The 14,549-nt window shown below is 63.5% G+C and carries 11 protein-coding genes and 3 pseudogenes; 3 read left to right on the forward strand and 11 right to left on the reverse strand.

All coding sequences use genetic code 11. The features are described 5' to 3' along the window. Window positions 1-371 precede the first annotated feature (371 nt). The 3 genes from ACIQYU_RS20180 to ACIQYU_RS20190 form a co-directional block, all read right to left on the reverse strand. Window positions 372-1,706, reverse strand: coding sequence for an MFS transporter (locus ACIQYU_RS20180; protein WP_343583997.1), 1,335 nt, complete (start codon window positions 1,704-1,706; stop codon window positions 372-374). Window positions 1,707-1,758: 52 nt separating this feature from the next. Then, window positions 1,759-2,829 (reverse strand): C45 family autoproteolytic acyltransferase/hydolase, encoded by a 1,071-nt coding sequence (locus ACIQYU_RS20185; RefSeq protein ID WP_402801767.1) that lies wholly within the window; start codon window positions 2,827-2,829, stop codon window positions 1,759-1,761. Window positions 2,830-2,946: 117 nt separating this feature from the next. Next, on the reverse strand, window positions 2,947-3,876 hold the full coding sequence (locus ACIQYU_RS20190) for a LysR family transcriptional regulator (protein WP_207830294.1): 930 nt from the start codon (window positions 3,874-3,876) through the stop codon (window positions 2,947-2,949). 244 nt (window positions 3,877-4,120) lie between these two features. Here ACIQYU_RS20190 and ACIQYU_RS20195 point away from each other — a divergent pair, with 244 nt between their 5' ends. Both ACIQYU_RS20195 and ACIQYU_RS20200 read left to right on the forward strand, forming a co-directional pair. Beyond that, window positions 4,121-5,842: an amidohydrolase gene (locus tag ACIQYU_RS20195; RefSeq protein WP_333956655.1), complete on the forward strand. Its 1,722-nt coding sequence runs from the start codon at window positions 4,121-4,123 to the stop codon at window positions 5,840-5,842. A gap of 106 nt (window positions 5,843-5,948) precedes the next feature. Continuing rightward, a pseudogene (locus ACIQYU_RS20200) lies at window positions 5,949-6,050 on the forward strand (formate/nitrite transporter); the annotation flags it as partial. Between the two features lie 308 nt (window positions 6,051-6,358). Here ACIQYU_RS20200 and ACIQYU_RS20205 read toward each other — a convergent pair. The 3 genes and pseudogenes from ACIQYU_RS20205 to ACIQYU_RS20215 all read right to left on the reverse strand — a co-directional run. Further along, a complete protein-coding gene (locus tag ACIQYU_RS20205; RefSeq protein WP_207830298.1) occupies window positions 6,359-6,766 on the reverse strand; it encodes an OsmC family protein in 408 nt (135 codons plus the stop codon). A gap of 137 nt (window positions 6,767-6,903) precedes the next feature. Next, a pseudogene (locus ACIQYU_RS20210) lies at window positions 6,904-7,050 on the reverse strand (HlyD family secretion protein); the annotation flags it as partial. Beyond that, window positions 7,049-7,309: pseudogene (locus ACIQYU_RS20215) on the reverse strand (FUSC family protein); the annotation flags it as partial. The pseudogenes ACIQYU_RS20210 and ACIQYU_RS20215, both read right to left, overlap by 2 nt. Before the next feature lie 221 nt (window positions 7,310-7,530). Here ACIQYU_RS20215 and ACIQYU_RS20220 point away from each other — a divergent pair. After that, on the forward strand, window positions 7,531-9,183 hold the full coding sequence (locus tag ACIQYU_RS20220) for a SulP family inorganic anion transporter (protein WP_402801773.1): 1,653 nt from the start codon (window positions 7,531-7,533) through the stop codon (window positions 9,181-9,183). Between the two features lie 157 nt (window positions 9,184-9,340). Here ACIQYU_RS20220 and ACIQYU_RS20225 read toward each other — a convergent pair whose 3' ends face one another. From ACIQYU_RS20225 to ACIQYU_RS20245, 5 genes are all read right to left on the reverse strand, one after another. Continuing rightward, window positions 9,341-11,074 carry a NahK/ErcS family hybrid sensor histidine kinase/response regulator gene (locus ACIQYU_RS20225; protein ID WP_207830302.1) on the reverse strand — a complete coding sequence of 578 codons (1,734 nt, stop codon included), beginning with the start codon at window positions 11,072-11,074 and terminating at the stop codon, window positions 9,341-9,343. After that, entirely contained in the window at window positions 11,058-12,221 is a 1,164-nt protein-coding gene (ercA, locus tag ACIQYU_RS20230; protein ID WP_063913548.1) for an alcohol dehydrogenase-like regulatory protein ErcA, read from the reverse strand. Before ercA ends, ACIQYU_RS20225 begins: the two co-directional genes overlap by 17 nt. A gap of 89 nt (window positions 12,222-12,310) precedes the next feature. Beyond that, the gene (gene pqqD / locus ACIQYU_RS20235; RefSeq protein ID WP_207830305.1) at window positions 12,311-12,583 is read right to left on the reverse strand and encodes a pyrroloquinoline quinone biosynthesis peptide chaperone PqqD; all 273 of its coding nucleotides are present in this window, start codon (window positions 12,581-12,583) and stop codon (window positions 12,311-12,313) included. A gap of 53 nt (window positions 12,584-12,636) precedes the next feature. After that, complete coding sequence (gene pqqA / locus ACIQYU_RS20240) at window positions 12,637-12,708, reverse strand: pyrroloquinoline quinone precursor peptide PqqA (RefSeq protein WP_003253598.1); 72 nt, start codon at window positions 12,706-12,708, stop codon at window positions 12,637-12,639. Between the two features lie 251 nt (window positions 12,709-12,959). Further along, window positions 12,960-14,480, reverse strand: coding sequence for an aldehyde dehydrogenase family protein (locus tag ACIQYU_RS20245; RefSeq protein ID WP_207830307.1), 1,521 nt, complete (start codon window positions 14,478-14,480; stop codon window positions 12,960-12,962). Window positions 14,481-14,549: the final 69 nt, after the last annotated feature.

Below are 14,549 nucleotides of genomic sequence, written 5' to 3' on the forward strand. Positions count from 1 at the left end.
CACCAGGTGCGATCTTGTTGAAAGCACCTGCTGGCAAATAGGAGTCAGCCTCGCCCAAATCGTTCATTTCTCAGGCAAAACGACCGACAGGCGGTACACTTAGTCAAGTTAGTTAGTTTGCTAAGTTGTTATAGTTTGACCGAATGGAAAGTTTTCACGGCAACTGGATCCAAACTTCACAAGCGACTTTGAATGCTCTACTCCGCTATTTTGCAGTTCTCCTTTTGCGGCGGGCCGTGTCTGAAGTGCCATCAGTCGGGCCAAAAACAGCCCCATTCCGATCGCCAGGCGCAGCCAACGACCCATCTGTCGCCTTCAGCCTGCCAGCGCCCGCAACTCGGCCCGGGTGCTGCCAGGCAGCACAGGTACCGTCAATGAGTGCCCAAAGCCGCTGACGCCTGATGCCCCGGCGCCTCCTCATCGATCTGCGCCAGGCTCAAGCGCGATGTCTCGCGCAACATCAGCGAGCACACCGCGACCAGTGCCAGTGCCCCCGCGCCATACAGCGCCACGCCCAGCGGGTCATGGTCGGTGAGGATCAGGATTGCCGTGGCAACGCTCGAGGCGGTGCCGCCACCCAGCGCGGCGCCGACCTGATAGCTGGCCGAGATGCCCGAATAGCGCATGCTGCGCGGGAACTGCTCGCCGAGGAAGGCCGGGATGGGCCCTTGGGTCGCGCCCATCAGCAGGCCGGTCAGGCTGTAGGCGCACAAGGCGATGGCGAAGCTCTTCATGCCCACCAGGGAAAAGAACACGAACAGCCCCAGGGCCATGGCCGCTGCGCCGAAGCTCATCACCGTGCGCCGCCCCAGGTGGTCCGACAGGTAGCCGAACAACGGTGCCGACAGCACGATGGCGACCGACAGCGTCAGGTCGAACATCAGCGCCTCGGTACTGCCGAAACCCACCTGCGTGGCGTACGTCAGGAAGAAGGTGCTGCCGATATAGGCGATGGTGCAGTAACCGAAGGCGATCCCGGTGCACAACAACAGCTGCCGCGGACGTTGGCGCAGGGCCTCGGCCAACGGCGCACGCACGGGCTTGGTCAGTGACGCAGTGGCCGCTGCCGGCGCCCTCAGGCGCGCGTACAGGCCGATCAGTACCAAGGTGCCACCCAGCCAGAACGGGATGCGCCAGGCGAAATCGACCAGGTTGTCGTCGAAGGCCGCGCTGACGATGGCGAACACTCCAGCACCGAGGATGCCCCCCACGCCGATCCCCATGCTGGTGAAGCTGCCCCACAACCCGCGCCGCCCCGGTGGCGCAGACTCGATGCCGAACAGCGCGGCGCCCCCCCACTCCCCGCCTGCCGCAAAACCCTGGACCAGGCGCAGCAGCACCAGCAGGATCGGCGCGACCACGCCGACGCTGGCATGGCCGGGCAGGCAGCCGATGAGGAAGGTACTCATGCCCATCAGCAGCAAGGTCGCGACCAGGACCTTCTGTCGGCCGATGCGGTCACCGAAGTGGCCAAACACCAGCCCTCCCAACGGTCGGGCAAGAAAGCCCGCACCGAAGGCGCTGAAGGCCACCAGCGTGGCGGTCAGGTGGTCCATGTGCGGGAAGAACACCTGGGGAAACACCAGTGCAGCGGCAGTGCCGTAGATGATGAAGTCGTAGAACTCCAGCGCCGTCCCCAGGCCGGAGACACAGAAGGTTCGCAAGGCGGAGCGGGATGACGCAGGGTGGGAATGGTGCGCATGCATTGTTGTTGTTCTCGTTCGGCGGTGCCGCCTTGGCTGGCGGCACCGGGTTGGCTCAGAAAGTGTCGAAGCCGGCCTTGGCCAGGTGCACAGGCTTACCGGCTACGTACTGCAGGGCACAGCGTTCAGTGTCGATGCCGACGCTGAGCAAGGTTTCCCAGCGCTCGGTATCGGGCATGGCCATGTCCGGGTGGAAGCAGATCGGCGCACGGTCGCCCTCGGCGCCGCACATGGCCTCGGCCCGGGCACGCAGGTCAGCGCTGGCCATCTGGCCGACCACCTGCTCAAGGTGGCCCAGGCGGCATTGGCTATCGGCACGGTCGGCGACCTGCTCGCCCAGGCTCAGTTGTGGGTCGAGGAAGTGGTTGGTGTGCAGCAGCCAGCCGTCTTCTCGTGGCAGCACCAGGGCAGTGCGCGCGGGGCTCAGTTCGATGCTGGCTGCGCGCGGGCTGCTGTCCTGCCGGGAGAACACTGTCAGCACGGTAGAGGCACTGACCCGCGCCGACCGGGCAAGCTCGATGGCCTCCTCGACACTGCTGGCCTCCTCCAGCAGACGCCGGGCGATGGCGTGCACCGGCACACCACCATGGTCGTTGTCACTGGCATGGTGGAGAATATTGAAGTGCAGACCGAGGCCCGCACTGTTCACACCCAGCTTGGCGAGCATGCCGAATTCGCAGAACAGTTTGACGAGCATGCCGCGTTCGGTGTGCAGCGCCAGCATCAGACCATGGGGGCACAGGCTGTCATGCCAGTCCCAGGTCTGCAGGGTCTGCGGCGCACGCGCGCCACGGGGTGCATGCACGGTGGTGGAGCATTCACTGTGGCGGGTGCGGGCCGCCAGCACTTCGGTGCGCGCGTTCAGGCTCGCCAGTTGCCACAGCGGCAGGTCGGCACCGCGGGCCATGCCGACCACTTCAGCGGCCAGGCCCGGGCTCCAGGTTTCCAGGGCAGCCAGGCTGTTTTCGCCGATGCGTTGCGCCTCGCTCAAGGGCACGCCAACCCGTGGGAAAAAGCCCAGGTACAGTGCAGTGGTGGTACGGATCTGTTCGGCGAAGCGCGCGCCAATCTGGTGGCCGCGCTCGAGCGGGTGGTGGATGTCGCTGACATGGGTGTGGATCTTCAAGGCGGGGGACTCCTGGTACAGGCCGGGGTGGTCAGGCAAGCACCGCTAGCCTAACGAGGCGCCCCCTGATCGATCATCGCCACAACCCGCACAACTTTTGTGCCCCGCTGGAAAAATTCAGCCCCACGCCAGCGCCTGCGCCCCCTGCCCGTGCAAATGTTCATGCAGCAAGGCAATGAACGCCTGCACCTTGCGGGTATTGCGCCGGTGCGGCAGGTACAGCACGTGTACCCAAGGGCCAAACGCGCTCAGGGCCCGCCAGTAATCAGGCATCACCTCCACCAGTTGCCCGTTGGCCAGGTAGGGCGCGGCGCACCAGGTGGGTACGAACTGCAAGCCCTGCCCATCGAGCAGGCAGGCCAGCAGGAAGTCGAAGTTGTCGCTCACCAGGCGGGGGGTGGGCTGGCGCACACGCAGCGTCTGGCCGCCGTGTTCGATCCACCAGAAGCTGCGGTTGAGCAGCGGGTGGCGCAGCAGCAGCCAATCGTGCTGGGCATAGTTCTCCAGGGTGATCGCCTCGCCATGTCGGGCCAGGTAGGCAGGGCTGGCGCAAAGGATCACGCGGTTCTCGATCAGCGGCTGGGCGATCAGCTCCGGCTGGTCGGTGGGGCCGTCGCGCAGCGACAGGTCGTAGCCACCATCGATCAGGTCTTCGTTGGCATCGTTGAGGTTGACCTCCAGGCGCACCTGCGGGTGCTCGCGCATGAAGCGGCAACACACCTGGTTGAGAAATGCCGGGCCGAACGACGGCGGTGCGGTAATGCGCAGGGTGCCGCGCAGCGCGTGCTGCAACTGCTCCACTTCCTCGGTCACCCGTTGCAGGTGCATCAACGCCTGACGCGCGCCTTCCAGGTACAAGGTACCCGCCTCGGTCAGCGCCATGCGCCGGGTAGTGCGCTCGAACAGCCGCACGCCCAGTTCGCTCTCCAGGTGCGCGACGGCCTTGGTGATGGCCGACGGCGTCTTGCCCAGTTGCTCGGCCGCACGGCTGAAGCTGGCGTGTTCGGCGGCAGCGACGAAGATGGTCAGGGCCATCATCTTGTCCATGGTTTCTTCCTGTTCGGCACAAACGGTGGGAGTGATGCGAGGGTGGCGAGTATCTGCCCCTCCTATCAAACCCGCAAATGCCGGCGATTTGAATAGGCACGGCAAGGTCCGCTGCTTGCACCTTGGCAAATACGGGCTCGGGATTTTTTCCTCATCACGAAAAAAGTTGTGCCTGCCCTCGCCTTTATCCGCCCTAGCCCCCTGGCTAGGCTGCGGCGCCATCACGACAAGAACGAGGCACAGCATGAAACAGCTCCTGAAGATGGCAATCAGCGCCGGCCTGGCCTGCACCTGCGTGCCGGGTTTCGCGGCAGTGGACCTGATCCTGCACAACGCCAAGGTCTACACCGCCGAGCCCGGCCAGCCCTTGCAGCAGGCAGTGGCCGTCGAAGGCGAGAAAATCGTCGCGGTAGGTTCCGACCAGGCCGTGCTACGCCTGAAGGCCAAAGGCACCCGGGTCATCGACCTGGGTGGCAAGGTGCTGATGCCGGGCATGCTCGACGCCCACTCGCATGCCATCAAGGGTGGCCTGCAACGGGTGCTGGCCGACCTCGCCGGCGAGCAGGTTGCCCTGGACGAACTGGAACGGCGCCTGCGCCAGTGGCGCAGCGACGGCAAGGCCGTGCGCGGCGAGTTCCTTGTCGTCGGTGGTGTACCGGGCACCTACTGGAATGACATTCCAGCGCTGGAACAGCGCTTCAACCACGGCGAATGGGCCGAGCAACCGATCCTGTTCGCCGCCAACGACATGCACACCGGCTGGGCCAACCAGGCCATGCTCAAGCGCGCCGCAATCGATGCCGACACCATTGCTGCCCTGCCTGCCGAGGCACGCAACACCATTGGCCAACACCCGGACGGCACACCAAACGGTTTCCTCGCCGATGCCAGCTACTACCCGGTGACCGACCTGCTCCCCGCGCTACCCCACGCCACCCTGCTGAACGCAGGGCGCATGGCCCTGGATTACTACAAACAGCTGGGCATCACCGGCTGGATGGACCCACTGGCCAACGAGTTGCCGGGGGCCGATGTGAACAACCATTCGCTGGGCGTGCTGCCGGTGTACAAGGACCTCTCCGCACGCGGCGAACTGACCGCCCACGTCGCCGCCCTGTTGATGGCTGACTCCAGGGCAAGCCCCGCTGACCTGGACGAGCTGGACAAGGTCCGCCGGCAGTTTCTCGGTGTGCACAACCTCACCCTGCCGGGCATCAAGGTGTTTGCCGACGGTGTTGCCGAAGCGCCAGCGCAAACGGCGGCAATGCTCGAACCCTACAGCAATTCCGGAAAGCACGGCGAACTGCTGCTGGACCCGCAGCACTTTGGCGAATTGGTCAGCGCCGCCGATGCCCGTGGCTGGCTGGTGCACGTGCATGCCATCGGCGACCGCGCCGTGCGCGAGGCACTCAACGGCATCGAGCAGGCCCGGCGTGATCGCCACAGCGGCATCCCCCACTCCATCACCCACTTGCAGATGGTCAACCCCAGGGAATACACCCGCTTCAAACAGCTCGACGTGATTGCCGCGATGCAGCTGTACTGGGCCAGCGCCGACCAATCGAACATGGAACTGGTCAAGCCGTATGTGGATGCCATGGCGTTCATGCACACGTTCCCGGCACGGTCGCTGCTCAAGCATGGCGCCACCCTTGCTGGCGCCAGCGACTGGCCGATCACTACCCCGGACCCTTGGAAAGCGATCTACCAGGCCATCAGCCGCAAGGGGCCCAACGGTGTGCTCAACGCGGCTGAAACCATCGACCGTCAGGTGATGTTCCAGGCCTATACCCTCAACGCCGCCCGGGCCATGCGTCTGGAGCAGCAGACCGGTTCACTCAAGGTCGGCAAGCAGGCCGATATGATCGTGGTTGATCGGGACGTGTTCGACGTCGATGCCGAAACGCTGCGCGATACCCATGTGCTGCAGACCTGGTTTGCCGGGAAGCTGATCTACGCGCGCTGAACTGCGGGCCTCATCGACGCGGTCTGTCAACTCATCCATTCCATCGATTTGACCGCGTCAAATTGCCTCATGTAGCTTGCCGCCCTCTTCGAAGCTGGGCCAAAGGTTTGCCGGGTACTTGAGCTGGGGCAGTTGGCGGAGAACCTGGTGGCCGTGTTCCTGGGGAATGCGGTGGGTGGGGCGATCTTCGTGGGGCTGGCATATTACGTTTCCTACGGTGTGCCTTCGCAGGAAACGTGTGAGGTGCAGTTAAGCACCACGGCACCGCAGTGTCTGGCACCGGCTTCGCCGGTATTCGCGGCTAAAGCCGCTCCCACAGGTAGTACCCGTGCAGAACCCAGGGCACGATCCGCAGGACATGCCCCACTCCCCCTGCTGCACTACCGCGTAGGTGGGCTGGACAGTCGTTTCATGGCCGAAAACCCTGAGGTGCAGGTGCATCTTGAAGCCACCAACCGTCGTGTGGACGTATCGGGCGAAGGCCTCACGGTGGATTGCCCAATGCAGCACCTTGTTTCATCCAACCAGCTTGCTGGCGATGATGATTTCGCCGCTCAACACCTTGTGAATGGGGCAGGCATTGGCAACTTCCAGCAAGCGCGTGCGTTGCTCTTCGCTCAGCGGGCCGCTCAAACGAATGTCACGGGCAATCTGGATCCGGGGTTCGCGCCCCAGTTGTTCCTGCTCGATGCGGATATCCACATCAATGGCTTGCAACGGCATTTCCTTGCGATGAGCGTACATGGCAACCGTGATGGAGGTGCAGGCGCCGAGCGAAGACAGCAACAGCCCATGGGGTGACGGACCGACATCCCCGCCCCCTGCCGCCGCGTCAACATCGCTGGCCCACTGGTGCAGGCCGTCTGTCACGTTCACCTCGTACGCCACGCCTGCAAAAGAGGCGCGAATAGCTCGCTCTGCCATTGAAACTCCTGATTGACGATTGCCTGTGGCCACCTGGCAACGCAGGCTGCAAAGCCTGAATGATAGATGCACGCCTGAACTGACGATAGGCGATGAAATGCACCGCAGCGTTCTGCCTGATGAACGCTGCCCCCCTGTTACTCGAGAATGGTGACGGCGGCTGTGGTCCCCGCGCGCAAAGGGGGCGCGTCGGCACAGCGCTCAAGGCGCAGCCGTACCGGGATGCGCTGGGCAAGCTTGACCCAGGTGTAACTCGGGTTGACGTTGGCCAGCAGGCGGTTGCCACAAGGCCATGAGAACCACCGCCATGGCTGCCCCCGCGGCGGTGCCCAGTACCTGGGCAAAACTGCGTTTTAGGGCCATGCCGGCCAACGACAGGCTGATGATGATCACGGTCATCAGCGCCCACTTCGGCTGCTCAAGGTCGAAGATGAACGCCAGGTAGAGGCACAGCAAGCCTGCAACGATGGTGCGCAGTGCGAAGAACAGCACCCCACGGCCAGGGTTCAAGGCCAGCTTGAAATACGAAATCAGTGGAGCCATCCGGCACCTCGGGACACGACCAGGGAACCGCGCAGGGGCGCATGGTTCGCCAGGCCGGGTTAGTACATTGACTGGAGGCGAAAGCAGGTTTACTGACGACAGGCTGGATTCCGGGACGCTGTGTCCCATCTCACGAACAGCGGCCCAGGTTTACCATTGGGTGCTCCTCCTGCGCATGACATGCTAAATACTATGTGCATGCACCCACCAAGGAGCCTGCAATGATCGCGGTACGCGAAGCCTGGAAAGCCGGCTTGTTCAAACGTGAACACTGGATGCGCAACCTTGTATCCGGCCTTATCGTTGGGGTTGTTGCGCTTCCTCTCGCCATGGCCTTCGCCATCGCGTCCGGGGTCAAGCCGGAGCAAGGTATCTACACGGCAATCATAGGCGGGTTGCTGGTTTCCCTGCTGGGCGGCAGTCGATTGCAAATCGCCGGGCCTACCGGAGCATTCATCGTGATCCTCGCAGGGGTGACGGCGAAGTACGGAGTCGAAGGCTTGCAACTGGCCACGATGATGGCTGGCGCCATACTGCTGGTGCTTGGCATTACCCGCCTGGGCGCAGTCATCAAGTTCATTCCCGACCCGGTGATCGTGGGTTTCACCGCGGGTATCGGCATTATCATCTGGGTGGGGCAATGGCGGGATTTCTTCGGTCTGCCCGAAATCGAAGGCGGGCACTTCCACGAAAAACTATGGCATCTGTTGCAAGCCCTGCCGGACCTCCACATTGCCACGACGCTGCTCGCAACCTGCAGCCTTGCCCTGCTGATCCTTGCGCCAAGGTTGCCCGTGCTGAAACGCCTGCCCGGGCCACTGGTAGCCATGGTGTTCGCGACGCTCATTCAATCTCTGTTCCACTTTGACGGTGTGGCTACCATCGGCACCGCCTTCGGCGCGATTCCACAGGGTTTGCCATCGCTCACCTGGCCCGAGGTTTCCCTCGCGCGCGTGATCGAACTGATCGGGCCGGCCTTCGCGATCGCCATGCTCGGGGCCATCGAATCGTTGCTTTCTGCTGTCGTGGCCGACGGCATGGCAGGGACCAGGCACGACTCGAATCAGGAACTGATCGGCCAAGGGGTCGCCAACCTGGTCGTGCCGCTATTCGGGGGTTTTGCCGCCACCGGGGCCATTGCCCGGACAGCGACCAACATCCGCAATGGAGCTACCGGCCCACTGGCCGGCATCGTCCATGCCGTGACGCTGGTACTGATCATTCTGTTCCTCGCGCCGCTGGCGTCGAACATTCCACTCTGCGCACTGGCGGCGATTCTGTTCGTCGTCGCCTACAACATGAGCGAGTTGAAGCATTTCAAGCGCATGCTGCAACGCGCACCGAGAGCCGACATCGCCATCCTGCTCGTCACCTTCACCTTGACGGTGTTCAGCGACCTGGTGATTGCCGTGAATATCGGCGTCATCCTCGCCATGCTTCAGTTCATGCGCCGCATGGCATCGTCCGTCGAAGTCCAACAGGTGGTCGAAGAGGAACTGGCCAGTGAACTGCACAGCAACGGCCAGACATCGCTTCCCCCCGGCGTGATGGTGTACACCATCGAAGGCCCGCTGTTCTTTGGCGCCGCTGAAACCTTCGAGCGCGCGCTGTCACAAACGCATACCGACCCTGAGCTGCTGGTGATCTGCCTGAAGCGGGTGCCGTTCATGGATATCACGGGTCTGCAAACCCTGGAGGAAGTGATCCAGCAACTGCACAAACGCCAGATCGTGGTGAAACTGTGCGAAGCCAACAGCAAGGTGCTCGGCAAGCTGGAAAGGACCGGTATCTTGCGGCTGCTTGGCCCTGAGCACTATCACCACACGCTCGGTACAGCCCTGCTGGAAGCACAGGCAACAGCGGCAGAGAACTGAATTCACAAGCGGTACGCGTACCCTGTGGTAGCGGCTTTAGCCGCGATGCATCCAAGGCTGCGCCGTTGTTCGCGGCTAAAGCCGCTCCCACAGAGTCCCTGCTAATTCAATGAGTCATGTGCAGTTCCATGGGAGCCTGGCTTGCCGGCGACGGGCCTCAGGCCTGGCCCAGCAACTGGCTCAACACCGCACGCAACTTCCCCGGTTTGACCGGTTTGTTCAACAACGGCGCACCGAGCTTGTTCAAGGCGCGTCGGCACTGATCGCTGCGGTCGGCGGTGATGATCACCGCGGGAATGGCGACGCCGAAATGTTCGCGCAAGTGCTTGACCACCTCGCAGCCGACCACGCCGTGGTCCAGGTGAAAATCCGCCAGGATCAATTCCGGTGCCTGCCCCTGCAAGGCCAGCAAGGCCCCGGCCTGGTCGGTCGCGGTAACCACTTCGCAGCCCCACTGCCCGAGCAGTGCGCCCATGCTCTCGAGGATGCTCACCTCATTGTCCAGTACCAGCAGGCGGCGGCCTGGCAGCGGGTTGCCGGTGCCCGGCTGCGGCGAAGCCTGGTGAACAGGCAGCGGCATCGCTTCGCCGATCGGCACGTCGATGCTGAACATCGAGCCACGCCCCGGCCACGAGCGCACCTCGACCCGATAGCCGAGAATCTTGGCGATCCGTTCCACGATGGCCAGCCCCAGGCCCACACCCTTGCGATCGGCGGCGCGGCCAACGTCCAGTTGATTGAACTCGAGGAAAATGGCCTGCAGCCGATCTGCCGCAATGCCTCGCCCGGTATCCCACACCTCCAGGCGCAAATGGCTGCCGCGGCGCCTGGCCCCCAGCAGAATTTTGCCCTCATCGGTATAACGGCAGGCGTTGCTGAGAAAGTTGCGCAGGATACGTGTCATCAGCCGCAGATCGGTGCTGATGGCATAGTCGGCAATGCGCGCGCGCAGCTTCAGGCCGGCCGCATCGGCCACCGAGCGGAACTCCGAGACCAGTGGCCCGAACAATTCGTCGAGGCGGTACAGCGCCACGTCCGGCTTGACTGCCGCCTGGTCGAGCCGGGAAATGTCCAGCAGGTCGGTCAGCAGGTCTTCGGCGCCCTCCAGGGCCTGATGGGTACGCTCCACCAGCACTTTTTCCGCCTCTGGCAGTGGCCTTTCGCGCAAGGTCGAGATCAGCAGCCGCGCGGCATTCAGCGGTTGCAGCAGGTCATGGCTGGCGGCAGCGAGGTACTTGTCCTTGCTGCGGTTGGCGGTTTCCGCGGCGTCGCGGGCATCACGCAGGGCGCGGGCGATCTGTTTGCGCTCGGCGATCTGCTGTTGCAGGTTGCGGTTGGCCTCCAGCAACTCATCGGTGCGGGCGGCCACCCGTTGCTCGAGTTCGTCATTCAGTTGCTGCAGCCGCTGCTGGGCCTGCTTGCGTTCGGTGATGTCGGCGACAAACCCTTCCACCAGCCCTTCCTGACCGGGCTTGAGCAACAGGTTCATCAGCACATCAAGGTGGCTGCCGTCCTTGCGCCGCAAGCGGGTTTCATAGCCATGCAGGCTGCGTTCACGGGCTAGGGTCGCGGTGATGGCGTGCAGCTCTTCAGGCCCGCCGGCAAACAGGTCGGCGGCAAGGTCAGTCAGTGGAAACAGCAACGCTTGCGGGTTGTCGTAACCGAGCATGCGTGCCAACGCCGGGTTGGCGGCGCGCATGCCGTCTTGCAGGCTGGCCTGGAAAATCCCGTGCACGGCATTTTCGAACAGCCATTTGTAGCGGTTGCGTTCGGCCTCCAGCTCGTCCAGGCGCGCCGCCAACTCCGGGTAATGGCTCTTGCGCGCCGAGTGGTCGCCCAGCCCCAGCAGCCCGGCCAGCGCCCGCTGCTGCTCGTCAGAGGGCCTCGCCATAGACGACCTCGACATCACGCTGGCTCGACGCACGCGGGTTGGTGAGGATGCACGGGTCATCCATGGCATGTTGCGACAGGAACGGGATATCGGCCGTGCGCACCCCGTGCAGGCCCAGGGTTTCATGGAAACCAATGGCATGCTTCAGCGCGATCAGGTGCTCCACCAGGCGCCCGCAGATCTGCCGGTGGTTGAGGCCGCGGCAGTCGATGCCCAGCACTTCGGCAATCACCTTGAAACGCTCCGGTGCCGAGCTGTAGTTGAACGCCACCACGTGCTCCACCAGCACCGCGTTGCACAAGCCATGCGGCAGGTCGAGGAACCCGCCCAGGCTGTGCGACATGGCGTGGACCGCCCCCAGGATCGCATTGGAAAAGGCCAGCCCCGCCTGCATGCTGCCCAGCATGATTTTCTCGCGCAGGGCGATATCGGTGGGGTTGGCGATCATTTCTACCAGGTTGCCGTTGATCAGGCGCATGGCTTCCAGCGCATGGGGGTCGGTCAGCGGGCCGTGGCCGGTGGAGACGAAGGCTTCGATGGCATGCACCAGCGCATCGATGCCGGTGCAGGCCGACAGGAACGGGTCCATGCTCAGGGTGGTTTGCGGGTCGATCAGCGACACGTCCGGCACCACCGCCTTGCTGACGATGGAGAACTTCATGCGTTCCTGCTGGTTGGAAATGATCACGAACTGCGACACGTCCGCCGAGGTGCCGGCCGTGGTCGGAATCAGGATCAGCGGCGGGCTGGGCACGCGGATCATGTCCACGCCTTCGAATTCGAGGATGCTGCGCCCGTGGGCGACCACGATACCGATGGCCTTGCCGCAATCCATCGGGCTGCCGCCGCCGACCGCGACAATCACGTCACAGTGGTTTTGCCGGTAGATCTCGGCGCCGAGCATCACCTCTTCGACCCGTGGGTTGGGCGATACAGCGCTGTACAGGCAGTAGTCGATGCCCTGGGCCTGCAGGCTGGCCTCCACGTCCGCCACCCAACCAGCGGCAATCACACCGGGGTCGCTGACCACCAGCACCTTGCGCGCACCGAAGGTCTTGGCGTAATTGGCGACATTATGCCGGCAGCCGGCACCAAAGATGATCTCAGGCGAAACGAACTTGCGAAGCGGGCTGAAACTCTGGCTCATCGGAAAGCCTGTTCTTATTGTTCTGGAAGGTAACCGCCAGCGTAAAGCATCCCGCAGCGAAAGCAACCAGACCAAAGCGTGGCCAGCGCTCATTCGATCCAGTACTTGGCACGGGCCACCTCCAGAAACGCCAGGATGTCCTCGTCGAGCCCCGGCACACCGGGGAAGCGCTGTGCAAGGCGGTCGATGACCGCTGCCACGCTGCGCTGGCCGTCCAGCAACTCGAGCACCCAGCCGGCACTGGCGTTGAGCTCGATGATGCCCTCGGGGTACAGCAGCACATGGCACGCCTGGTGCGGCTCCCAGCGCAGGCAGAAGCCTTTGCGCAAGGCCAGGGCTTGGTTGCGATCGATCAGGTTCACAAGGGGGTTTACGCTATAAAGACCCGGCCATCGCTACGATGGCCGGACAGGCATCAACGATTGGCGAAGTACATCGTCACTTCGAAGCCGATGCGCAGGTCGGTAAAGGCGGGTTTAGTCCACATGGGGCATTCCTCTTCTTGGTGCCGGGCGATTCCGGTAGAGGCATTAATGCACGAGGGGCGACGGGGCCGAATGCTACTTTGGGACAGGTTTGCGGGGTGCGTTGGTAGGGGTAATACGGAGCTGCTGTGGATTTGTGCATGGCAGTGCCGGCCTCTTCGCGGGCTCGCCCGCTCCCACAGGGACTGCACAAGTTTCAAGACCAGTGCAATACCTGTGGGAGCGGGCGAGCCCGCGAAGGCCGCGACGCGGTTTAGAAGAAGCCCAGCGGGTTGATGTCGTAGCTCACCAGCAGGTTCTTGGTCTGCTGGTAGTGATCGAGCATCATCTTGTGCGTCTCGCGGCCCACCCCGGACTTCTTGTAGCCACCGAACGCCGCATGCGCCGGGTACAGGTGGTAGCAGTTGGTCCACACACGCCCGGCCTTGATCCCACGGCCCATGCGATAGGCACGGTTGATGTCACGGGTCCACAACCCGGCACCCAGGCCAAACTCGCTGTCGTTGGCAATCGCCAGCGCTTCGGCTTCGTCCTTGAAGGTAGTCACGCCAACCACCGGGCCGAAGATTTCCTCCTGGAACACACGCATCTTGTTGTTGCCCTTGAGCAGGGTCGGCTGGATGTAGTAACCGCTGGCCAGGTCGCCGTCGAGCCGCTCGGCACCGCCACCGGTGAGCAGCTGCGCGCCCTCCTCCCGGGCAATCTGCAAGTAGGAAAGGATCTTGTCGTATTGCTGCTCCGAGGCCTGGGCACCGACCATGGTCGCGGTGTCCAGCGGGTTGCCACGGGTAATCCTGGCGATCTTCTTCATCACCTCGGCCATGAACGGCTCGTAGATCGACTCCTGGATCAGCGCCCGCGACGGGCAGGTGCACACTTCGCCCTGGTTGAAGAATGCCAGCACCAACCCTTCGGCAGCCTTTTCGATGAACTCAGGCTCGGCCTGCATGATGTCTTCGAAGAAGATGTTCGGCGACTTGCCGCCCAGTTCGACGGTGGACGGGATGATGTTCTCGGCCGCGCACTTCATGATATGCGAGCCCACCGGGGTGGAGCCGGTGAAAGCGATCTTGGCGATCCGCTTGCTGGTGGCCAGGGCCTCGCCGGCTTCGCGGCCAAAGCCCTGGACGATGTTCAGCACGCCTGCCGGTAGCAGGTCGGCGATCAGCTCGGCGAAAATGGTGATCGACAGTGGCGTCTGTTCCGCCGGCTTGAGCACCACGCAGTTGCCTGCGGCCAGGGCCGGGGCGAGTTTCCAGGCGGCCATCAGCAGCGGGAAGTTCCACGGGATGATCTGCCCGACCACGCCCAGCGGTTCGTGCATGTGGTAGGCCACAGTGCCTTCGTTGATCTCGGCGGCGCCGCCTTCCTGGGCGCGGATGCAGCCGGCGAAGTAGCGGAAGTGGTCCGCCGCCAGCGGCACGTCGGCATTGAGGGTTTCGCGCACGGCCTTGCCGTTGTCCCAGCTTTCGGTAACGGCCAGTACTTCCAGGTTCTGTTCGATACGGTCGGCGATCTTCAGCAGCACCAGGGCACGGTCCTGCACCGAGGTCTTGCCCCAGGCCTCGGCAGCGGCATGGGCGGCGTCCAGGGCCTGCTCGATGTCCTGGGCGCCAGAGCGCGGGAACTCGGCAATCGGCTGGCCGTTGACCGGCGAACTGTTGGTGAAGTACTGGCCGCCCAGCGGCTGCACGAACTCACCGTTGATGAAATTGCCGTAGCGTGGCTTGAAGGACACGATGGCGCCTGGGGTTCCGGGTTGTGCGTAGATCATGCTGAGCCTCTGTGGGTCGATGCCTGTCCAGCGACAGGCGATGAGCCGATGGTAAAAAGCCCCGCCTGC

The organism is Pseudomonas sp. NPDC096925, assembly GCF_044762545.1.
Classification (GTDB): domain Bacteria; phylum Pseudomonadota; class Gammaproteobacteria; order Pseudomonadales; family Pseudomonadaceae; genus Aquipseudomonas.